Annotated in this window: 20 protein-coding genes and 1 riboswitch; of the genes, 13 read left to right on the forward strand and 7 right to left on the reverse strand. The window is 60.9% G+C overall.

The features are described from left to right. Nucleotides 1–7 precede the first annotated feature (7 nt). The 13 genes from ACG9DO_RS06775 (at nucleotide 8) to ACG9DO_RS06835 (ending at nucleotide 15,296) form a co-directional block, all read left to right on the forward strand. A complete protein-coding gene (locus ACG9DO_RS06775; protein WP_394730956.1) occupies nucleotides 8–982 on the forward strand; it encodes a D-alanine--D-alanine ligase in 975 nt (324 codons plus the stop codon). Further along, the gene (locus ACG9DO_RS06780; protein WP_394730957.1) at nucleotides 969–1,877 is read left to right on the forward strand and encodes a cell division protein FtsQ/DivIB; all 909 of its coding nucleotides are present in this window, start codon (nucleotides 969–971) and stop codon (nucleotides 1,875–1,877) included. The genes ACG9DO_RS06775 and ACG9DO_RS06780 overlap by 14 nt, the downstream gene beginning before the upstream one ends. Further along, entirely contained in the window at nucleotides 1,877–3,184 is a 1,308-nt protein-coding gene (ftsA, locus tag ACG9DO_RS06785) for a cell division protein FtsA (RefSeq protein ID WP_394730958.1), read from the forward strand. The genes ACG9DO_RS06780 and ftsA overlap by 1 nt, the downstream gene beginning before the upstream one ends. A gap of 135 nt (nucleotides 3,185–3,319) precedes the next feature. Beyond that, nucleotides 3,320–5,047 carry a cell division protein FtsZ gene (gene ftsZ / locus ACG9DO_RS06790; protein ID WP_394730959.1) on the forward strand — a complete coding sequence of 576 codons (1,728 nt, stop codon included), beginning with the start codon at nucleotides 3,320–3,322 and terminating at the stop codon, nucleotides 5,045–5,047. A gap of 104 nt (nucleotides 5,048–5,151) precedes the next feature. Next, nucleotides 5,152–6,303 carry an SPOR domain-containing protein gene (locus ACG9DO_RS06795; protein ID WP_394730960.1) on the forward strand — a complete coding sequence of 384 codons (1,152 nt, stop codon included), beginning with the start codon at nucleotides 5,152–5,154 and terminating at the stop codon, nucleotides 6,301–6,303. Between the two features lie 144 nt (nucleotides 6,304–6,447). Then, nucleotides 6,448–6,954, forward strand: coding sequence for a YbjN domain-containing protein (locus ACG9DO_RS06800; RefSeq protein ID WP_394731219.1), 507 nt, complete (start codon nucleotides 6,448–6,450; stop codon nucleotides 6,952–6,954). A gap of 92 nt (nucleotides 6,955–7,046) precedes the next feature. Continuing rightward, complete coding sequence (locus ACG9DO_RS06805; RefSeq protein ID WP_394730961.1) at nucleotides 7,047–7,856, forward strand: pyrroline-5-carboxylate reductase family protein; 810 nt, start codon at nucleotides 7,047–7,049, stop codon at nucleotides 7,854–7,856. A 108-nt stretch (nucleotides 7,857–7,964) separates the two neighbouring features. Next, nucleotides 7,965–8,699, forward strand: coding sequence for a Bax inhibitor-1/YccA family protein (locus ACG9DO_RS06810; RefSeq protein ID WP_394730962.1), 735 nt, complete (start codon nucleotides 7,965–7,967; stop codon nucleotides 8,697–8,699). Nucleotides 8,700–8,886: 187 nt separating this feature from the next. Beyond that, nucleotides 8,887–9,780 carry a hypothetical protein gene (locus ACG9DO_RS06815; RefSeq protein ID WP_394730963.1) on the forward strand — a complete coding sequence of 298 codons (894 nt, stop codon included), beginning with the start codon at nucleotides 8,887–8,889 and terminating at the stop codon, nucleotides 9,778–9,780. 70 nt (nucleotides 9,781–9,850) lie between these two features. After that, nucleotides 9,851–10,058, forward strand: a riboswitch (cobalamin riboswitch). A gap of 128 nt (nucleotides 10,059–10,186) precedes the next feature. Continuing rightward, nucleotides 10,187–12,142: a TonB-dependent receptor plug domain-containing protein gene (locus tag ACG9DO_RS06820; protein WP_394730964.1), complete on the forward strand. Its 1,956-nt coding sequence runs from the start codon at nucleotides 10,187–10,189 to the stop codon at nucleotides 12,140–12,142. Nucleotides 12,143–12,169: 27 nt separating this feature from the next. Then, nucleotides 12,170–13,234 carry an Obg family GTPase CgtA gene (gene cgtA, locus ACG9DO_RS06825; protein ID WP_394730965.1) on the forward strand — a complete coding sequence of 355 codons (1,065 nt, stop codon included), beginning with the start codon at nucleotides 12,170–12,172 and terminating at the stop codon, nucleotides 13,232–13,234. Nucleotides 13,235–13,237: 3 nt separating this feature from the next. Next, complete coding sequence (gene proB, locus ACG9DO_RS06830; protein ID WP_394730966.1) at nucleotides 13,238–14,359, forward strand: glutamate 5-kinase; 1,122 nt, start codon at nucleotides 13,238–13,240, stop codon at nucleotides 14,357–14,359. Nucleotides 14,360–14,369: 10 nt separating this feature from the next. After that, on the forward strand, nucleotides 14,370–15,296 hold the full coding sequence (locus ACG9DO_RS06835) for an NAD-dependent epimerase/dehydratase family protein (protein WP_394730967.1): 927 nt from the start codon (nucleotides 14,370–14,372) through the stop codon (nucleotides 15,294–15,296). A gap of 9 nt (nucleotides 15,297–15,305) precedes the next feature. On the opposite strand, the gene ACG9DO_RS06840 is transcribed toward ACG9DO_RS06835, so the two are convergent. The 7 genes from ACG9DO_RS06840 to metC all read right to left on the reverse strand — a co-directional run bounded on the left by ACG9DO_RS06840 (nucleotide 15,306) and on the right by metC (nucleotide 21,643). Continuing rightward, complete coding sequence (locus tag ACG9DO_RS06840; protein WP_394730968.1) at nucleotides 15,306–16,091, reverse strand: phosphoadenylyl-sulfate reductase; 786 nt, start codon at nucleotides 16,089–16,091, stop codon at nucleotides 15,306–15,308. After that, the gene (locus ACG9DO_RS06845; protein WP_394730969.1) at nucleotides 16,091–16,558 is read right to left on the reverse strand and encodes a DUF934 domain-containing protein; all 468 of its coding nucleotides are present in this window, start codon (nucleotides 16,556–16,558) and stop codon (nucleotides 16,091–16,093) included. Before ACG9DO_RS06845 ends, ACG9DO_RS06840 begins: the two co-directional genes overlap by 1 nt. Continuing rightward, nucleotides 16,548–18,185: a nitrite/sulfite reductase gene (locus tag ACG9DO_RS06850; protein WP_394730970.1), complete on the reverse strand. Its 1,638-nt coding sequence runs from the start codon at nucleotides 18,183–18,185 to the stop codon at nucleotides 16,548–16,550. Before ACG9DO_RS06850 ends, ACG9DO_RS06845 begins: the two co-directional genes overlap by 11 nt. 1 nt (nucleotide 18,186) lies before the next feature. Further along, nucleotides 18,187–18,483, reverse strand: a complete 297-nt coding sequence (locus ACG9DO_RS06855; RefSeq protein ID WP_394730971.1) for a DUF2849 domain-containing protein — start codon at nucleotides 18,481–18,483, stop codon at nucleotides 18,187–18,189. Beyond that, nucleotides 18,480–19,238, reverse strand: coding sequence for a uroporphyrinogen-III C-methyltransferase (gene cobA, locus ACG9DO_RS06860; protein WP_394730972.1), 759 nt, complete (start codon nucleotides 19,236–19,238; stop codon nucleotides 18,480–18,482). The genes ACG9DO_RS06855 and cobA overlap by 4 nt, the downstream gene beginning before the upstream one ends. A 90-nt stretch (nucleotides 19,239–19,328) precedes the next feature. Continuing rightward, on the reverse strand, nucleotides 19,329–20,438 hold the full coding sequence (locus ACG9DO_RS06865; RefSeq protein WP_394730973.1) for a mechanosensitive ion channel domain-containing protein: 1,110 nt from the start codon (nucleotides 20,436–20,438) through the stop codon (nucleotides 19,329–19,331). Continuing rightward, nucleotides 20,438–21,643 carry a cystathionine beta-lyase gene (metC, locus tag ACG9DO_RS06870; RefSeq protein WP_394730974.1) on the reverse strand — a complete coding sequence of 402 codons (1,206 nt, stop codon included), beginning with the start codon at nucleotides 21,641–21,643 and terminating at the stop codon, nucleotides 20,438–20,440. Before metC ends, ACG9DO_RS06865 begins: the two co-directional genes overlap by 1 nt. Nucleotide 21,644: the final 1 nt, after the last annotated feature.

Genomic DNA, 21,644 nt, shown 5'->3' on the forward strand with positions numbered 1-21,644 from the left:
GCAAGGCATGACCACTCTCCCCAAACTCCATATCGCGGTCCTGATGGGCGGCTGGGCGAACGAGCGCGAAGTCTCGCTGATGAGCGGCAAGGGCGTTGCCGATGCGCTGGAAAGCCGTGGCCACCGCGTCACCCGGATCGACATGGACCGCGAGGTTGCGCAGCGCATCGCCGAGGCCGCGCCCGACGTGGTGTTCAATGCGCTTCACGGCGTGCCGGGGGAGGATGGCAGCGTGCAGGGCATGCTCGACCTGATGGGCGTGCCCTATACCCATTCCGGCCTCGCAACCTCCGTTGTGGCGATCGACAAGCAGCTCACCAAGCAGGCGCTGATCCCGCATGGCATTCCGTTTCCCGGCGGAAGGATCGTCACGCGCGAAGAGATTTTCGAGCGTGATCCACTCCCGCGCCCATATGTGCTGAAACCCGTCAACGAGGGTTCTTCAGTCGGCGTTGCTATCGTTACAGCCGAAAGCAATTACGGCAATCCGATTGCGCCAGACGCCGCCGGACCGTGGCAGGACTTTGAACGGCTCCTCGCAGAACCTTTCATCAAGGGCCGCGAGCTGACTGCAGCTGTGATCGACAGCGCCGAAGGCCCGCGTGCTTTGGGTGTGACCGAACTCATCATCGACAGCGGTTTCTACGATTTCGAGCACAAGTACACCGATGGCAAGACCGTGCATGTATGCCCGGCAGAGATACCTGCAGAGATCGCCAAGCTGTGCGAGCAATATGCGCTCAAGGCGCACCAGGTGCTAGGCTGCAAAGGCACCAGCCGCACGGATTTCCGCTGGGACGACGAGCAGGGCGAAGACGGACTGTTCGTGCTGGAAACCAACACTCAGCCGGGCATGACGCCGCTCAGCCTCGTGCCTGAGCAAGCCAAGCATGCTGGCATGGACTATGCCGACCTGGTCGAAGCGATCGTCGCCGAGGCGCTTCGTACCCACAGCGCAGGAGGGACCGATGGCGACGATTAAGCGCGGATCGAAAGGCGTGCGCCGCGCGGCGCAGGCCAATAGCCGCGCCAATACTGCCCGCAAGGCGAAAGCCAGGACCAGCGGCTTCCTCGACAGCACGATAGCGCTGCTGCCCTTTACCGAGGAGCAGCTGCATCGGATTTTCCTCGCAATTATTCTTGGCGGGGCGGTGGCGCTCGCCTGGTTTATTGCGTCGCTGGTGGGCGTACCGGCAATGGCGCAGGCTCAGATCGCGCATCTCGCCTCAGACGCCGGCTTTGAAGTGCGCCATGTCCGGGTTTCCGGCACAGAGCGGATCAATGAAGGCAAGGTCTACGAACGCGTACTTGCACAGCGTGACCGGCCTATGCCTTTGGTCGATGTCGAAGCCTTGCGGCAGGATTTGCTGGAATTGCCGTGGGTCAAGGATGCGCGCGTTTCCAAGCAGCTGCCGGCGACCTTGAAGATCGACATTGTCGAGCGCGAGCCTCACGCCGTGCTTGAGAAGGCGGATCACCTGGTACTGATCGATGAGACCGGCGTCGAGCTGGAGCCAATTGCGGCAAGCAAGGCTGAAGAAATGCTCCAGCTTTCCGGAGCAGGCGTGGAACGCTATGTCAGTGATCTCGAGCATTTGCTGACCGCAGCGCCTGCGATCCGCCCGCAGGTTGCGTCGGCTGAATGGGTCGGCAACCGGCGCTGGAATTTGACCTTCAAGACCGGACAGATGCTCGCGCTGCCGCAAGGCGATGAGCAGGCAGCAGCGGCGCTGATCGACTTCGCTCGGCTCGATGGCCAGAACCGGTTGCTCGGCGGGAAAGTGGCGACTTTTGACATGCGCGCACCGCCCCGGCTTTACATGCGCGTGCCCGGGCGGGCTGATGAAGTTCTGACTGCGCAGGAGGGCACCCCCTGATGGCGAGAAATGCTGCCGCCCGCCCAGCTGGGCAAGCGCGGCTCAAGAAAGTGTTCGGAGCGGTCAACCCCGGTTCATTCCGTGTCTCCGCGATGATCCTCGGACTGACGGAGGATGATGAGCTGCAGGTCCTCGGGAGCGGGCACCGCGCCAGCCAGGGGATCAAGCGTGGCTATGTGACCGATATGAAAGCGGCAACCTATGCCATTCGCGATGCGGTCGAGCGCGCGGAAAAGAATGCGGGCCATTCGATTGAGTCGGTTTGGGTGGGCTGCGCAGGGGCTGGTCTTGCGAGCGAAGTGACCCGCGTCGAGATCGAAATTGGCGGGAGGCGGATCGAAGAAGAAGATATCGAACACCTGCTGATCGAAGCGCGCAATGCGATCCGCCCCGATGGCCGGATGGTGCTGCACGCACAGCCCGCGCATTACATGCTCGACGGTGCACACGGAGTTGCAAACCCCAAGGGGCTCCATGCGGACCGGTTGGGGGTTGAAATCCATGTCATGTTTGCCGACGGCGCACCCGTTCGCAACCTGACCGAAGCGGTGCAGAACGCGCATCTTGATGTCGAAGCGGTGGTCGCGGCGCCTCTCGCGTCTGGATATGCCTGCCTGACACCCGAGGAACGAGAGCTTGGCGTCGCGCTGGTGGAGATTGGCAGCCATGTGACCAACGTTGCGGTTTACGCAGGCGGCATGCTCTTGGGGCTCAAATCGCTTCCCGGTGGCTCTGCCGATATCACTGACGCCATTGCATCATCGTTCGGGATCAAGCGTTCTCAGGCAGAGCGTCTGAAATGCGTTTCAGGCTCCGCGCTGGCGAGCCCCAGCGATCACCGCGAGATGATCGCGATTGCACCGCCTGACGATGAAGCGGACAGCTCGGTCGCTCGCGGAGCGGATGAAAACAACCGTATTCCGCGTGCGGCACTGGTCTCCATCGTGACGCAGAACCTCTCGCAATTGACGACGCAGGTTCGCAAGGCTCTGAAAGAAATGGGCTTTACCGCGGGCAATGGCGGGCAAGTGGTGTTTGCTGGCGGGGGCGCTGAGCTTGCGGGCCTCGCAGAATTTGCGCAAAGCGCGTTGGCCATGCCCGTGCGGATAGGGCGTCCACCGCATCTCACCGGCCTGCCAGAGGCCCACGCCACCCCCGGATTTGCTGCGCTTGCAGGACTGTGCCTTTACGCAGCGGATGATCCCATCGATATCCGTTCAATTGGACCCCGCTACCAGCAATCGGCGCGCTATTCTGGCGGCGATGTGGTGGTGCGGATGCTCCGCGCGGTACGCGAGTACTTCTGATGGAATACGCAGATACCCGGAATTTGGTCTTAACCACTGTGGATAAGGGCTTTTGCGCTATCAAAGGTCCATACGGTTTGTGTCAAAATCACGCTATGCGTCGACGAATGGCCTCGGCCTAAGAGGAATAAGCAGATGAGCATCAATATCGGACCTGCATCCAGCGACGAGCTGCGGCCTCGCATCACGGTGATCGGAATTGGCGGCGCTGGCGGAAACGCGGTGGCCAACATGATCGAAGCCGATATCGAAGGGGTCGATTTCATTGTCGCCAATACCGACGGCCAGGCCTTGTCCACTTCGTCGGCGGCACGCCGGATTCAGCTAGGCCCGGACATTACAGGCGGACTGGGTGCCGGGGCGCGTCCCGAAGTGGGCCGTGCAGCGGCAGAAGAGACCGTCAAGGAAGTCGAAGAGGCACTCGAAGGCGTCAACATGGTCTTCATCGCGGCAGGTATGGGCGGCGGAACGGGGACTGGCGCAGCGCCGGTCATCGCGGAAGCGGCTCGCCGGATGGGCGTGCTGACCGTGGGCGTCGTGACCAAGCCGTTCCTGTTCGAAGGTTCGCGCCGAATGCGCGCCGCAGAAGCGGGCATCGAAGAGCTGCAGAAGCATGTTGATACGCTCATCGTCATCCCTAACCAGAACCTCTTCCTGATTGCCAAAGCGGAAACGACCTTCAAGGAAGCGTTCCAGCTGGCTGACGAAGTGCTTCAGCAGGGTGTGCGTTCGATCACGGACCTGATGGTCATGCCGGGCCTCATCAACCTGGACTTTGCCGATGTGCGCTCTGTCATGAGCGAGATGGGCAAAGCGATGATGGGCACAGGCGAAGGTGAAGGCGAGAACCGTGCTTTGACCGCAGCAGAACAGGCCATCGCCAACCCGCTGCTGGACGGTGTCAGCATGCAGGGCGCAAAGGGCGTCATCATCTCGATCATCGGCGGCGAAGATATGAAGCTGCTCGAAGTTGACGAAGCGGCGAACCATATCCGTGAACTGGTTGATGAAGATGCGAACATCATCTGGGGCTCGGCCTTCAATCCTGACCTCGAAGGCAAGATCCGCGTTTCCGTGGTCGCAACCGGCATCGAACAAGGCGCCATGCCTCAAAGGGCAGAGCCGACCGCAGTATCGCCAACCTCGCTTGCCGGTGCGCGCCCGCCAAAGAGGCCAGTGATCGCTTTCCCGGCGGAGGAAGCAGAGGCTGAAGAAGCAGATTCTCCGGTTGACGATGAGCCCTTGGAACTCGTGACGGGTGCTGCATCCGGAGGCTCCGGGGCAGACGCAGGTGATGAAGGCGATGATGGCGAAGGCGAACCCTTCGATCTCACCGGTATGCAGGCGGGTCTGGATGACGAGGATGACGAAGAGGAAGATCTAGACGATGTCGATGGCATTGTCGATCCTCTGGCGGGGCTTCGCAACGAAGAGAACGATCCCTATGCGGATCGTTCAGGCGAACTGGCCGAGCCTGCCGATGATTCCGCATTCCATGCCTCCGGTGCTGGGGCCTCGGAGGGTACGCTTGATTTGACGGCAGAGGCCGAGGATGGCGGAGATGACCTGCTAGCTGAAGCCGATCGCCTGTCTGAGGACGACAAGCCGGTCGAAGGTGGTCGCCGGCGCGGCATCCTCGGCGGCGGCGGATCCGGCTCTGGTGAAGGCGGCTCTGGCGCAGCGGAGGCGGCCAAGGGCGCTGCCTCAGGCGGCGGCAGCACTCTGTTTGAGCGCATGGCCAATCTGTCCCGAGGGGCGGAGCCGTCACGCGATGACGACGACGAAGACGATGATGAAGATGATGAAGGCGGCAGTTCCTCTATCAGCATTCCGCGTTTTCTCGGACGCCAGAACAACCAGTAGCGCAAGCAGGCAGCACACGGATGCAGAGGGGCTTCATGCATCTCGCCCGTGTGCCGGCCTGATCCTTTGGTAGCGGTTCATATTCGTCCAGCTATAGAGCGCTGATGGTCTCAGCCCGATTCGCCATCGCTTCATTGGCCGGTCTTGCCGCGCTATCTGGCGTTTTGCCTGCATCGGCTCAGGACCAATCCGTTTCGCGCGAAGTGGTCCAGGCCCTGCCTTCGCCGGCAGTTACAGCACTGAACCATGCGCTGAAGCGGCTGGCGATCAATGGTCGCAATCTGAATGCCCTGCTCGATGCCGGAAACGCAGCGCTCGCCTTGGGCGACTGGGACGCCGCGCTCGGCTTCTTCGGCCGGGCGCTTGCAGTCTCACCGGACGATGCGCAGGCGAATCTCGGAATGGCGACTGTGTACATGAATTCCGAACGCCCGATCGAAGCTTTGCGCTATTTCACGAAGGCCGAGCAATCCGGCACGGCCGCAGATGCCTTGGCCGTCGACAAGGGGCTGGCGTATGACCTTCTTGGCGAGAACGTTCTTGCTCAGGCAAGTTACAAGGCGGCGCTTGCGCGCGAAAGCAATGCAGAGGCAACGCGTCGCCTGGCTCTCAGCTATGCGATCTCAGGCAATCGCGAGGCCTTCAATTCGACCCTGAGGCCGCTCGTGCTGGAGAAGGACGTAGCGGCCTATCGTACGCGCGCCTTCGGCCTCGCAATTCTCGGCGAACTCAACGAAGCGAAAGGGCTGGTGACCACGGTGATCCCGCGGGATCTCGCCTCGCGCATCATCCCCTATCTGGAATTTATGCCTCGGCTGACCAAGGCGCAGCAAGCAGCGGCGGCCAATTTGGGCATCTTCCCGAAGGCAGCGGAGATTGGGCGGGATGATCCTGCGATCCTCGCCTATCGTGCGCAATTGGGCGCACCGGCTCTGCAAAATGCAAGGCCTGCACCAGGGGCTGCTGCGAGAATGCAGCAATCTGGCGCCAACAACGAACGGCATTGGGTGCAGCTTGCCGCGGGCCGGAATCGTGAAGCCCTGCGCCGCGACTGGAACCGGTTTCAGAATCGTGCCGGGGATGCGCTGGACGGAATTCAGCCGCATGTGGTCGAAGCGGGAGGGATGCACCGTTTGCTGGCTGGGCCCCTGACCGATGAGGACGAAGCGCGCGCTCTGGTAGAGGCACTCTCCGGCAAGCGCATCGACAGCTTCAGCATCACAACCTCGCCTGGCGCAAAAGTCGAACAATTCTAATATCTTGGTCGTTCCCCACAGCTTTCTGTGCACAGGGTTTGAACAAGCTCTTTGGGTTCTCCCCAACCGCTCAAGCGAGTGCCATTGCCAAGCCGGGGCTTGTCGATGCAACACACCATCGATGCCAATCTTCGGATGCCTTCGATGAGACCTCGCGAGCAGGAATTTGCCGCTGACGATGATGCTGCGCCGGTCGAGATGCTGGCGGCGCTGTTCGAGGCGCGCGGCTGGCCGTGCGAGATTACGTCGGATGACGAAGTCACCGGCGAAGTCCAGGGCAGTTGGACCAAGTACCAGTTGCGCGGCATCTGGCGCAGCGAAGACAATGTACTGCAACTGCTCTGTTTGCCCGACATTCGTGTGAGCGAATCCAAACGGGGCGCGGCGTTCGAGTTGCTTTCCCTGATCAATGAACAGACCTGGCTCGGGCATTTCGACATCTGGTCCAACGGCAATGTCCTGCTCTATCGCCACGGCGCGCTGCTTGGCGATGACGGCATGTTGTCGCTACGGCAGGCGCAAGCTCTGGTGGAGACAGCGCTGGACGAGTGCGACCGGTTCTATCCCGCATTCCAGTTCGTCCTGTGGGGTGACAAGGCACCGCGCGATGCGCTTGACGCGGCGCTTGTCGATGCGGCGGGAGAAGCCTAGAGTTTCGGCCGCTCAGACCCTGCTCGCCCTGAGCTTGTCGAAGGGGAACGGGCCGTGCGCACTTCGGCAGGCTCAGCACGAACGGCTATTTTATGGCAGATAACGACAAACTCCTCATCATCGGCTGCGGCAATATGGGCGGCGCCATGCTGGCCGGTTGGTTGGCAGCGGGCCAAGACCCGGGCCGCTTTGCTGTGTTAGACCCTGTTCTCTCGGAAACTCCCGCCGGAGTGGCGCTTTATCGTGCCCCGAGTGAAGCAAGCGACCACGGCGCGGTGCTGCTTGGGTTCAAGCCGCAGCAACTGCCGGCTCTTGCGCCGGGATTGCAGGCTGTAACGGAGGGGAGGGCGGTTTTCTCGCTTCTGGCCGGCATTGAGCTTGCAAGCCTTGCGCATGAGTTCCCTCGTGCGTCGGCGCATGTGCGCGTGATGCCCAATCTCGCGGCGCGCTTGAACAAGTCGCCGGTTATCCTTTTAGAGAGCGGGCTTTCGTCATCTGCGCGGGACGTTGCGCACAGCCTGTTTGGTGCGCTTGGAACAGCCATCTGGCTGGAGGACGAGGCGCAGTTCAATCTGGTGACAGCGCTGGCAGGATCAGGACCCGGGTTCGTCTATCGTTTTATCGACGCGCTGGCTCAGGCGGCGGCGGAGCTCGGATTAACGCCCGAAATGGCAGAATCACTGGCGCTTGCGACCGTCGAGGGGGCGAGCGCCCTGGCGGCTGCCTCTGAGTACTCTCCCGCAGAGCTCGCTGACCGCGTCGCCAGCCCGGGCGGGATGACGCGCGAAGGTTTAAATGTGCTCGATTCTGATAAAGCACTGATTTCGCTACTTAAAGCCACGCTCAAAGCAACGGCGGACAAAGGTGATGCGCTTGCCGAGGCAGCAAAAGGTCAGAGTTAACCAGTTGCAACGATTGCAATCCGGTTTTGCTTGAAAACCACTCGCAAAAACCCGATATTACTTGGCGATGGCGCTATTTTGCGCCCGCAATTTGGAGTTACACTACTCATGGCTGATTGGAACGAAACACAGCGTTCGCAGCAACAGTCGTTCACTGGCGCATCCGTGCCGCGCACGGGCGAGGTGTTCGACGAAGGCCTGCGTAAGCACATGCTTTCGATCTACAATTACATGTGCTCTGGCGTCCTTCTGACGGGCATTGTTGCTCTGATGACGGCACGCTCTGGTCTGGCTTACTCTTTCGCGAGTGGTCCGCTGATGTGGATCGTTGCGCTTGCGCCGCTGGGCTTCATCCTCGCGATGAGCTTCGGCTTGCAGCGCATGAGCAAGGGCACGTTGCAGATCCTGTTCTGGTCGTTCGCGACCGTCATGGGTCTCTCGCTGTCGACGATTTTCCTGGTGTTCACCTCGGAATCGATCGCAGTGACGTTCTTTGCGACGGCGGGTGCCTTTGCCGGACTTAGCCTCTGGGGCTACACCACCAAGAAGGACATCTCCGGTTGGGGCAGCTTCCTGATCATGGGTGTCGTCGGCCTCATCATCGCAAGTGTGGCGAACATCTTCATGGGTTCAAGCACGCTTGCTCTGGTCATCAGCGCCATCGGCGTTTTGGTCTTTGCAGCGCTGACCGCTTATGACACGCAGAAGCTCAAGAACGGCTACGCGTATTATCGCGGCACCGAATTCGCCGACAAGATGGTGATCATGGGCGCAACCACGCTGTACTTGGACTTCGTGATCATGTTCCAGTACCTGCTGAGCTTCCTCGGCAGCCGGGAATAAGATTCAGATTTGATCGGATGTGCGGACTGTCGCACACCAGAGTCTGTCTATCGATGCCCGGAGAGCCACGCGCTCTTCGGGCATTTTCTTTACCCGTGAAAGCAGATAGGCCGTCTTAAGGAGTGAGTAACACTTGCAAAGGCAAGGTTACTTTCGCCTTACCAACGCACAAGGAGAGGACCACCAGATGGTCGAGAAAATCGGGTCGCCCGTACGCATTTCAATGATCGTTGCCGGAACTGCTGCGCTGGCCGCTTGCGCGACACCGGCACCTGCTCCGCCGCCACCCCCGCTATCGGCAGCGCCACAGGCGAGTATTCCATATCGACCGCTTCCTCCGGGCGGTGCTTCCTATGTCATGGAGATTCCGCGGGTTGGGCCGGACGGTGTTCGCCGTACGATCCACACCGGCATATCTGACGACGAATTGGTGTGGCATTTCCGCAGCGGCTGGAATGTGGCGGCGCTGAACTGCTCGCGGGACCGACACCAGGCGGTGGTTGATGCCTATTCAGCCTATATTACCGACCATTCAAGGGCGCTGCGCCAGGTCAATAGCCGGCTTGAACGCAACTATCTCAATGCTGCTCACAGCCGGCGTGAAGGGATCAGGTCGCGCGAAGAGCGCATGACAATGGTCTATAATTTCTTCGCCTTGCCGCCAGCGCGGGTCAATTTCTGCCGCGCGGCGCTCGATATTTCCAATCGCGCCGCGATCGCGCCGGTCAAGGATCCGATTGCATTTGCGAAAGACAATTTCGCCTTGCTGATCGCTCCTTTCGAGGACTTCTTCGTGCGCTACGAGGAATATGAGCGGGCCTCGTCGGAATGGGATGCCAAGTGGGGCGAGTTGTATGGTCAGTCGCAGCCAGGTTACGTCGCGGTGCAAGCGCATAAGGCGCGCAATGGAGGCGGAGTTTCGAGCCTGAATCCGGCCTCGACCATGGCTTCTTCTCAGACCCTGGCTGCTGGCGCTGTCATTGATCCAGAAACGGGGGTCGCAGTGCCCGTCGTGCCTGTTTCGGAGAATACGGTGTCAGTGCCTGTGGTTGAACCTGTGCCCAAGTCTAGCAGACAGTAGGCACTTCTCCGGGCGAGGCCCTTGGCCCTGCAACCGCTCAAGTCTTTACTGCACAACCTTTCGGGCGGCTTGCGCTTTGTTCCGACCCGGCCTAGCATTGTCTCAGCGCCGGTAACGGGAACGGGGTGAGAAACCCCGGCTGTCCCTGCAACTGTAAGCGGCGAGCGGCTGTTTCATGCGTCCTGCAATGGGCGCAGCCACTGAGGGCAACCTTGGGAAGGTGAGACAGATGCGCTGACCCGCGAGCCAGGAGACCGACCGCGCGCCCAGTCGTTCTTGCCCGGCTCAGGGATTGGCCAGGCGCGGATATGTTCTCGCGGGAGAACCTTCGTTCGAGCGACAAACGAGATGGCCTTGTGGAGCGATCCGCAGGGCTTTGTTGCTTTGTGGACGGAGGGACATCCCCATGAGATTGAATGTGTTGAAATGCAGCGCGGCGTTTGCTGCGCTTTGTTTAAATTCGGGCGCGCTTGCGCAGGAAACCGAGACTCGAACGGCGATTGTCGAAGATAGCGAAGGGAACGCTGTCAGTTCCGTCTATGGGACGGTTCCGATCGTTGTTGTCGAAAGCAGGAGCGGCCAGATCGACCTTGCTGACAGCACCGGCGCCTTGTCCTTTGTCGATGCAGAGGAACTTGAACAGCGTCAGGCGCGTGACATCGCAGATGTCCTTCGCGATGTGCCGGGCGTTTCTGTATCGAGCGTTCCAGGCCAAACTCAGTTGCGTTTGCGCGGGTCAGAAGCGAACCATGTACTTGTGCTGGTCGACGGAATCGAAGTCTCGGACCCGTTTGGCGGCGAGTTTGACATCGGCACTTTGCAGGCTGAGATCGGATCTCGCGTTGAGGTCCTGCGCGGGCCGCAATCGGCGCTTTACGGCTCAGACGCGATCGGCGGCGTGGTCGCCTATGAAAGCGGTTCGTTTGACGGGTTTGCAGCCAGGCTGGAAGGCGGATCGCAAAACACCATCAACGGTGCAGCGCGGTTCGGTTTTGAAGGCGACACATTTGACGCTTCGCTTGCAGCGACAGTGGTCAGCTCCGATGGCGAGCCCAACGCACGGGGCGGCGTGCGCGATATCGGCCGGGACAGCTACACGCTTTCAGGCAAGGGCGAGGTCGAACTTGGCGGCGTACTGACCCTGCGTGGATCAGCCCGCTATATCCTTACCGAAGGCGAGTTCAACGATCAGGATTTCAACAGCTTCCCCAGCGCTGGTCCGACTTTTGGACTGGTCATCGACAGCCCGGACACGCGCTACGAGAACGAAGCGGTCTATGGGCTGGTTGGCGCGAATCTCAGTACGATGGGAGGGCGCTGGACGCACGACCTCTCAGCGCAGATCGCAGACATCCGCCGCGACAGTTTCGGGCCGTTCGGACGCAGCTTCGGCAGCAAGGGCGATCGATTGAAGGCGTCCTATGTGAGCGCGCTTGCGCTTGGTCAGCACAGCCTGACCTTTGCCGCTGATTGGGAGCGTGAGCGGTTCCAGAACACCGATCCCTTCGGCTTTGCCTTTACCGGCAAGTGCACCATCGAAAATATCGGCTTGTCTGGCGAATACCGCTATGCTGGCGAGCGGTTCGACCTCTCCGCCGCGATCCGGCACGATTTCAACGACCGCTTTGCCGATGAAACCACCTTCCGTCTTGGCGCGGCGGTGGATGCTACAGAGAGCACAAGGCTCCACGCATCCTATGGCACCGGCATCAAGAATCCCGGTTTTTACGAGCTGTTCGGTTTCATCGATGGCCGCTTCATCGGCAATGAGAATCTGACGCCGGAGAAATCCGAAAGCTGGGAAGTAGGGGTCACGCAAGGCTTTGCCGATGAGCGCGCGAATATCTCCATCACCTATTTCGACGCCAATCTGGAAGGCGAAATCTTCACGAGCTTTCCCGCGCCGGAATTTGTCGCAACGCCGGCCAATCGCGCGACACGGTCAGACCGCGAAGGTGTCGAAGTGAGCGCGCGCGCGCGTCTGGGGCCACAGGTGACGCTCGATGCGGCCTACACCTGGCTCAATGCGGAAGAAAATGGCGTGGACGAGGTTCGCCGCCCGTCCAGCATCGCCTCTGCCGTGCTGACCTGGACTGCGCCGAATGACAAGGCCTCTGCCACGCTGATTGTGCGTCACAATGGCGCGACCGATGACGTAGCATTCCTCGATCCTAGCTTTGTTCCGACCACTGTGCGGCTTGACGACTACACGCTCGTCAATATCAACGCTCGCTATCGTCTGACCGACCGGCTGGAGGTGTTCGCACGGGTCGAGAACCTGTTTGATACGACTTACGAGCAGGTGTTCAGCTTTGTCAGTCCGGGCAGAAGCGCCGCAGTGGGTTTTCGCGTCTCGCTCTAGCGGGAAAAATGCCCTAAGGGGCGCACCATGCATTTTCTCGATCAAGCCAAGATCTATCTCAAATCCGGTGCTGGCGGTCCTGGGGCCGTCAGTTTCCGGCGTGAGAAATACGTCGAATATGGCGGCCCTGACGGCGGTAATGGCGGCCGCGGTGGCGACATCGTGTTCGAAGCGGTCGCCGGCCTCAACACGCTGATCGACTTTCGCTACGCGCAGCATTTCAAGGCGGCGCGCGGCGGCCACGGGATGGGCAAAGACCGGACTGGTGCCAGTGCTGATGACCTGGTCATCAAGGTACCTGTTGGAACGCAGGTTCTTTCCGAGGACAAGGAAGAGGTGCTGGCAGACTTTACCGAGGTAGGCCAGCGGGTTGTGATGCTCGAAGGCGGGATGGGAGGTCGCGGCAATGCGAGCTACAAGACCGCGACCAACCGCGCACCGCGCCAGCATCAGCCGGGAATACCGGGCGAAGAAATGTGGGTCTGGTTGCGGTTGAAGCTGCTGGCCGATGTCGGTTTGCTGGGCCTGCCCAATGCGGGCAAATCGACCTTTATCAATGCGGTTTCAAACGCGCGGGCAAAGGTCGGCCATTATGCTTTCACGACGCTCGTGCCAAAGCTAGGCGTTGTGCATCACAAGGGGCGCGAATTTGTCCTCGCGGATATTCCGGGCCTGATCGAGGGCGCTGCGGAAGGGGCAGGGATTGGCGACCGGTTCCTGGGGCATATCGAGCGCTGCCGAGTACTGATCCATCTGATCGACATTGCTGGCGAAGACCCGGTCGATGCGATGCGGATCGTCGAAGATGAGCTGACTGCCTATGGCGAAGGGCTGGAGGACAAGCCGCGCCTTGTCGCCCTCAACAAGCTTGATCTTGCAGATCCTGAGCTGGTTCAAGGCTTTGCAAAGGAATTGATGAACGCGGGCGCGCAAGAGGTCTTCGCGGTGTCGGGCGCGACCGGCGAAGGGATTGAGCAACTGCTTGATGCCGTGCTGCAATATCTGCCCGATCGCACCGCAACGGAGACCAAAGGCTCTGAAGTCGAGGATCTCGACGAGCAAAACCGCAGCGGCGAGTGGTCGCCGATCTGATCCATGGCAATCACGTCGCTTCAGGAATTGGCGCGCGCCCGGCGTATCGTCGTCAAAGTCGGTTCGTCCTTGCTGGTCGAGAAGGGTGAGCTGCGAACGCACTGGCTCCATATGCTCGCACAGGACATCTATGCACTTGGAGAGGAAGGTCCGCAGATCATCGTCGTGAGCTCGGGCGCAATTGCGCTGGGAGCGGCAAAGCTTGGCCTTCCGCAAGGTGGACGCGCGAGCCTCGCTGATGCGCAGGCAGCCGCTGCGGTCGGCCAAATCGAACTCGGTCGGCACTGGTCGCAGGCACTCGGCGAATTCGGTCTGACCGCTGCGCAACTGCTGGTCTCGCTGGGCGATCTGGAGGACCGGCGGCGGTATTTGAACGCCTCTGCTACGCTCGGTCGCTTGCTGGAAGCGGGCGCGGTCCCAGTCATCAACGAAAACGACAGTGTGGCCACGGAAGAGATCCGCTTTGGCGACAATGATCGGCTGGCCGCTCGCGTGGCGCAGGCAGCGGGCGCTGACGCAATTCTCCTATTATCCGATGTGGACGGTCTTTACGATCGCGATCCAACCGAAACGGGCGCACAGTTGATCGAACGTGTGGAGGGCATCACGCCGGACGTTTTGGCCATGGCAAGTGCAACATCATCATCCGGTATGGGCTCCGGCGGCATGGCATCAAAGCTGCAGGCCGCGCAAATTGCGGAACGCGGCGGGATCATGCTCGCGATCATCAATGGCAAAGAGGAATCGCCGCTCGCCAATGCGGTTGCAGCCGATCGCGGGACGGTGTTTGTGCCGCAAGGGAGCGAAGGTGCGCGCAAGGCGTGGCTCAGCGGGCGATTGGCTCCGTCAGGCACTCTGCGGGTGGATGGTGGCTGCGCCAATGCGCTGAAGGGCGGGGCGAGCCTGCTCGCTGCCGGCATAGCCGGTGTTTCCGGCGATTTCCGGCGCGGCGACCTGGTCAAGATTGTGACGATAAAGGGCGAGGCGATCGCACAGGGTCTCGCTGAATACGACGTCGATGAAGTGCAGGCGATTGCGGGCAGGCGCGCAGAGGATCAGGCCGAGCGGCTTGGCTATGCACCGCGTGCAGCGGTCGTTCACCGCGATCACATGGTTTTGCTGTGAGAGTCCTGGTGTGAGCGGGGAGAAGCCTCTCGCGGTCACGGGCGGGACAGGCTTTGTCGGGCAGGCGCTGCTCGATCTGACGGACGAGCGCTGCCTTCTCGTCAACGCGCTGACCCGCAAGCCACGTCAGGACAAACATTCCCGTGTTGAGTGGATCACAGGCGATCTCGACAATATGCCAGCGCTTGAGCACCTGATGGCAGGCGCGAACGCGGTGATCCATATCGCCGGGCTGACGAATACCCCTGATCCGTCAGAGTTCCATCACGCCAATGTGACCGGCACGGCCAATGTCATCGCGGCGATGAAACATATGAGCGTGAAGCGGCTGGTGTTCGTGTCTTCGCTATCCGCGCGCAAGCCGGATCTGTCGCTCTATGGCGCTTCCAAGGCGGCTGCAGAGGAGCTTGTCCGCGCCAGTGGCCTCGAATGGACGATTGTGCGTCCACCTGCGGTCTATGGGCCGCGCGATGTCGACATGTTCGAGCTGTTTCGATCGGCCAAGTTCGGTTTCGTTCCGCTTCCGCCAGGCGGGGCAACTTCGATCATCCATGTCCGCGATCTGGCGCGCGCTCTGCTCGATCTGGTCGATGCGCAGCCTGCGCTTGTGCGCAAGAAGCAGTTTGAAGTCGATGATGGCCGCGAAGGCGGCTGGAGCCACAAGGAGCTGGCGCAGGCGATTGGCGAGGCGATGAACCGCCCGGTGTTTGCGCCGCATCTACCGGCGTCGGTGCTGCAAGCGGCAGCGCGGGTGGACCGGTTGCTGCGCGGCAGTAATGCCAAGCTTACCGAGGATCGCGTCGGCTACATGTGTCATCCAAATTGGGTGAGTTATTCCGCGCTAAAAGTCCCTGAGGCGGTATGGCAACCGGAGATCGGCGGAGAAGCGGGTCTCAAACAGACCGCTGAATGGTATCGCAAGCAAGGGTGGCTTTAGAGCAGGTGCTTACAGGAACGGTTCGTAGCCCGGTGGCAGTTCACCTTCTTCGGTGAGCGGGGTGTGGATCCCGCACTCGGTCTTGTCCCAGCCTTTCCAACGGCCCGAACGCGGGTCTTCGCCCGGCGCGACCTTGTGTGTGCAAGGGCTGCAACCAATCGAGGGATAGCCCTTGTCCACCAGCGGGTGGCGCGGCAGATCGTGCTCGGCGAAATAGGCGTCGATGTCGCCCGCTGACCAGTCGATCAGCGGGTTGATCTTGAGGCGGCCTTGAGCGTCGGACGTGTCCACTTCAAAGCGCGGCAGATTAGCCCGCGTCGCGCTCTGGAAGGCCTTGCGACCCGTAAAGCTTGCATCGTATTCGGCGAGCGCCTTAGCAAGCGGCTTGACCTTGCGAATTTCGCAGCAGCCGTCGGGATCGTAATTCCACCTGAGGCCGCTTTCGTCCTTACTCTTGAGTTCCTCCAAATCAGGGTGGAGATTGACGAGATTGGTCAGCCCGAGACGCTGGACGAGGTCATCGCGATAGGCGAGCGTTTCGGTGAAATGCTTGCCGGTCTCGAGGAACAGCACAGGGATGCCGGGGTCGACTTCAGCGATGAGGTGCAGCAAGACGGCGCTTTCCGCACCGAAGCTGGAGACCACCGCAAGATCGCCGGCGAGTGAATCCTTGATCACCGCCTCGAGCATTTCCTGCGTGGAAGACCCGCGGAACATGCGGTTGAGGCGCACAGCATCGTGCTCGGAAAAGCGAGGAGCGGTGTCGAGGCGATCGATGCGGCGGACTTCGTTCATCACGAAGCACCGTGACGCAAAGCCGGAATCGGGACGGTGCGATCTGCAGCATATTGATAGTCATGCGGCCAGCGCGCGAATGCGGCTTCTGCATCCTGTTCATTGAGCTTCTTGTCGGGCGCGAAGGCATCGAACCCGCAGCGACGCATGAACAGCAGCTGGTCGATCAGCACCTCGCCCACCGCGCGCAATTCGCCGGTGTAGCCCGCCTCGCGCAGGATACGGGCAGAGGAATAGCCGCGCCCGTCGCCGAATGCCGGGAAATTGACCTCGACGAGCCGCAGGCGCTCGAGGTGCGGGATCAGCGCGCGAGCGTCGTCGCCCGGCTCGATCCGTACAGCCGCTGCGTTGGACTGCTCAAGGAACGCATCGACCGTGACCTGCGCATGGTCCGCGACTTCGTCATTGCGAAAGCGGAACTGGACATCATCGGGGCTGGTGCCGAGATCGGTGGTGTCATTCGCCATAAAGCGCCTCCTTGAAGGGATCCATGCCAATCCGGCGATAGGTATCGAGGAAGCGTTCGCCGTCCTCGCGGTGTTCAAGATAGAGATCGGTGACCGTCTCGACAGCTTTCACGATGCCTTCCTCGTCAAAGCCGCGCCCGGTGATCTTGCCAAGCGCGGTGTCCTGCGCTTCGCTTCCGCCGAGCAGGAGCTGGTAATTCTCGACCCCCTTCTTGTCGACGCCGAGGATGCCGATATGGCCCGCATGGTGGTGCCCGCAGGCGTTGATGCAGCCGGATATTTTCAGCTTCAGCTCGCCGAGCGTATCCGTCTTGCCGCTTTCTGAAAAGCGGGTCGCGATCTTCTGTGCCACGGGAATCGAACGCGCGTTGGCGAGGCTGCAATAATCAAGGCCGGGGCAGGCAATGATGTCCTCGATCGTGTCGAGGTTGGGCGATCCGAGGCCCGCTTCGTCAAGTTTCGTCCACAGCGCATGGAGATCCGCGATCTTCACATGCGGCAGGACGATGTTCTGCGTGTGGGTGACGCGGCTTTCATCAAAACTGTACTGCTTCGAAAGCTCTGCCATCAAATGCATCTGCTCCACCGAGGCATCGCCCGGAATGCCCCCCGCAGGTTTCAGGCTGATCACTGCGCTGACATAGCCTTCGTGCTTGTGCGGATGGGTATTGCGGTCGACCCACAGCGCGAAATCCGGGTCTGAACGGTCCACCTCAGTCGAAAGGCCGGTTTCGAAGGGAGGGTCCTCAAAGAATGTCTTCAAGCGTTCGATCTCTGCCAGCGGCGGTTCCACGCCGATCTGCAGCATGTGCGCGAATTCTTCCTCGACCTGGCGCGTATATTCCTCTGCGCCAAGCTCGTGAACGAGGATCTTGATCCGCGCCTTGTACTTGTTGTCGCGCCGACCATAGCGGTTGTAGACGCGCAGGCACGCCTCGGCATAAGTGACCAGCTGATCGAGCGGTACGAACCCGCGGATGCAGGGCGCGATCATTGGCGTGCGGCCCATGCCTCCGCCGACATAGAAGGCCGCGCCGATTGCGCCCGCGTCATTCTTGACGATCTGAATGCCGATGTCGTGCAGTTTCATCGCCGCGCGGTCGTTGTCCGATGCGATAACGGCGATCTTGAACTTGCGCGGAAGAAAGCTGAATTCCGGATGGAAGCTCGACCACTGGCGCAGCAGCTCGGCATAAGGGCGCGGATCGACCAGCTCGTCTGCCGCAGCGCCAGCGAAATGATCGGAGCTGATGTTGCGGATGCAGTTGCCACTCGTCTGGATCGCATGCATTTCGACCTTGGCGAGGTCAGCGAGCAAGTCCGGCGCTTCCTCCAGCTTGATCCAATTGTACTGGATGTTCTGGCGCGTGGTGAAGTGGCCGTATCCGCGGTCGTATTTCTCCGCGATGTCGGCGAGCGCGTGCATCTGCGCGCTGCTCAGCGTACCGTAAGGGATCGCGACGCGCAGCATATAGGCGTGGAGCTGCAGGTAGAGCCCGTTCATCAGCCGCAAGGGGCGGAATTCCGCTTCGCTCAAACTGCCGTCCAGGCGCCGCCGGGTCTGGTCGCGGAATTCCTCAACGCGGGCATCGACCATCGCCTGGTCATATTGGTCATACTTGTACATGTCAGATCACCCAATCCAGAGCTTCCGGGTCTTTCGGTTTCAAGGTGAGGTCAGGCCTTACCGTCGGGCCCAATGCGCGGACGCGGTCCTTGATATGAGCGGGGCGAACACCGTCGGCGGTCTGTTCGGCGTCGATTGCGTAAGGCGCATTAACGCGCCGGGCCGATTCTTCGCGCGCCATGATCTCGTCCGCTTCGCTGCCGACATCGACCGCGTCGTTGACATGGATCGACCAGCTCTGGCCTGTCCACCAGACAACCGCGCCTGACTTGAGGTCATTTCCAGTAAGAATGATCATTGCGCAGCCTCCACTGCCAGTTGGCTGAGCGACACGTCATCGCGCGCAGTCACATCGCCGATAATGATAAGCGCAGGGCTCTTGATCTTTTCCGCCTCGACGAGATCGGGCAAGCCTGCGAGCAGCCCGCGAAGTACCCGCATGCTGGGCCGCGCCGCGTTCTCGATCACCGCCACAGGCACATCTGGCGCGAGGCCATCTGCCATCAGCTTTTCGGCAATCTGCGGCGCAGTCTTGACGCCCATATAGATCACCAGCGTGCGGCCCTTGCCCGCGAGGCCCGACCAGTCCTGGTCCGACAGGCCCTTGCACTGGCCCGCGACGAAGCTGACGATGCTGGAGGCTTCACGATGGGTCAGCGCGATCTGAGCGGCAGCCGCGGCGCCATTGGCGGCCGAGACGCCGGGCACGATCTCGACCGGCACACCTGCGGCGCGGGCGTCTTCCGCTTCTTCACCGCCGCGCCCGAAGATCAGCGGATCGCCGCCTTTGAGGCGCACGACATCGCGCCCCTTCAAGGCTTCGCGGATGAGCAGCTGGTTGATGTCTTCCTGCGGCAGCGTATGCCGTGCGCGCTTCTTCGCGACGCAGATCAGCTCTGCATCAGGTGGCGCCATGGCGAGGATCGAGGGATCGACCAGCCCGTCATGGACGATGATTTCCGCGTTCTCGATCAGGCGAGCGGCGCGCAGGGTCAGCAGGTCCGCTTCACCGGGGCCTGAGCCGACGAGATAGATTGTTCCGGGACTTGTCATGGCGGCGAAATGCTCTCACCGCCTCAAAAGCAAAAGGCAGAATGGTTTTGCGTGTGCGTAGGAAAGCTTTTGCGTGGCCCTGTAACCGATTTATCTGTCTGATTTCTGGTTGTTTTTGGAAGAACCCGACAGCGCTTCGATGAGACGGTCGAACTGCTGGTTGGTACGCAAATTCAAGTCCCGCTGCGGGAACGGGATCTCGATATCGTGTTCCTTGAACAGCTCCCAGATGCGCATGTAAACGTCAGAGCGGATATTCGCGAGGCCCTCTTCCGGGTCATCGATCCAGAAGCGCAGGTCGAAATCGACCGAGCTGTCACCAAAGCCCATCAGGTTGACGCGCGGGGGCGGCGTCTTGAGAACGCGCGGACAGTCTCTGGCAGCCTCATAAAGCAGCTTTTCAACCAGTTTCAGGTCGCTGCCATAGGATACGCCGACGGGCGCTTTGACCCGCACATCGCGCGATGAATAGGACCAGTTAACCACCTGATTGATCATCAGGTTTTCGTTGGGGATCAGATGCTCCGTGCGGTCTCGGGTGATGACAGAGATTGCGCGGATGCCAATCTTGCGGATTTGCCCTACGCTTTCGTTACCCGCCCCATCGGTAACCGAGATCACGTCACCCGGCTTGATTGACTTGTCGAGCAGCAAGAGGATGCCTGAAATCAGGTTGCCGAAGGTCTTCTGCAGACCGAAACCGATGGCAAGGCCGAATGCGCCAGAGAATACCGCCAGCGCTGTCAGATCAATGCCGAGGATGTCGATCCCGATCAGGAAGGCGATCGCCCAGACGATGATCGTGGAAATCTTCTGGAGCAGTAATTGCTGCGTGCTGTCGAGCTTTGACGCACGCTTGATCAAGGCAGCGATGAAACGCGTAATGAACCATGCGCCGATGATGACCAGCAGCAGGACGCTGGCAGCAACAAGGCTGTCCCACACGGAAATCCTGTTTTCGCCGATCGTGAGGGCCCAGCTGTCAAGCGTCTCGATGAAGCTACCGGCGGTTTCGCTCTTGGAGGCGACAGCTTCCTTGAGACCATCTGCGGCCTCTACAGCTTCGGTGGGTGTAGGGTCAGGGGCTGGCTCTGGCGTTGGTTGAGGAGTCGCCTCTCCTGCTGCCGGAGGGCTGGCATCACCCTCTGGCGTCGATTGCGCTGCGAGCGTGTCTTCGGCAGGGGTAACTGCAGTCGTCATCAGCCATCCATCGCGGCAAAACCGCTTTCCAGGTCCTTTATGAGATCGGCCGGGTCTTCGAGACCGATCGATAGTCTAACGCCCCAGCGATCGCCTGTATCCCAATCCGCCTTGGGCCAGGCCATAGCATCGCGAATGCGGTCAAGGTCAAACGGCAGGGCAAGGCTCTCAAATCCGCCCCAGCTATAGCCGATTCCGAACAGTTCGAGATTATCGACAAGCCGGGCACGCGCGGCTTCGTCGCGTCCTTTGAGGACAAAGCTGAACAGACCGCAGCCTCCGGTAAAATCGCGCTGCCACAACTCGTACCCGCTATCGCCGGGCCGCATGGGGCAAAGCACATGGGCGACATCTTCGCGGGCCGCCAACCAGTCGGCAACTTGCAGGGCGCTTTGCATTCCCCGTTCAAGCCGCAAGGGCATGGTTCGGAGGCCCCGCAAGGCAAGTGCGCAATCATCGGGCGAAACAACCTGGCCCAATTGCTGACTGGTAATGCGCAGACGGCGGTAGAGCAGCTCGCCCGCGCTGGCCGCGCCCATCATCAGGTCAGAATGGCCGCTGATATGCTTGGTAAGGCTGGTGACGGTAATGTCGCACCCGCGTTCGAGAGCGGGAAAGCCGAGCGAAGTTGCCCAGGTGTTGTCAATCAGGCTCACCGCGCCGCGTTCTCGCGCCTTGGCAGTCAGCGCCGGGATGTCGCACACCTCCATCGACAGGCTGCCCGGATTTTCCAGCCAGACCGCCTTGGTGCGATCGCAGAACAGGTCCGAATAAGCCGCAAGATCGAGCGGATCGAAGAACCGCGTTTCGACGCCCAGGCGCTTGAGCAGGCCAAGCCCCATGCTGCGCGATGGTTCGTAGGAATTGTCGCTGATCAGCAGGACATCGCCGGGAGACAGCACGGCCAGCAGTGCGCCCGAAATCGCAGCCACGCCGCTCGGGTAAAGAACAGTGCCAGCTGCGCCGGGCTCCAGCTCGGTCAGCGCGTCCGCGAGCGCCCACTGCGTCGGCGCTCCGCGCCTGCCGTAATAGAAACGTCCGTCGCGATTGTCGGGCAGCGCCGCCTTGCGCTCGGCCTCGCTCTCGTAAAGATGTGTGCTTGCCCGCCAGATCGGCGGATTGACGACTGGTCCGGTCCATTCCTTGCGCCGCCCCGCTCCGACAGCGCGGGTCGCCTTGCCATGGCGCGATGAATTATCCGCCATA

Source organism: Altererythrobacter sp. GH1-8 (assembly GCF_043702085.1).
Lineage (GTDB): Bacteria > Pseudomonadota > Alphaproteobacteria > Sphingomonadales > Sphingomonadaceae > Erythrobacter.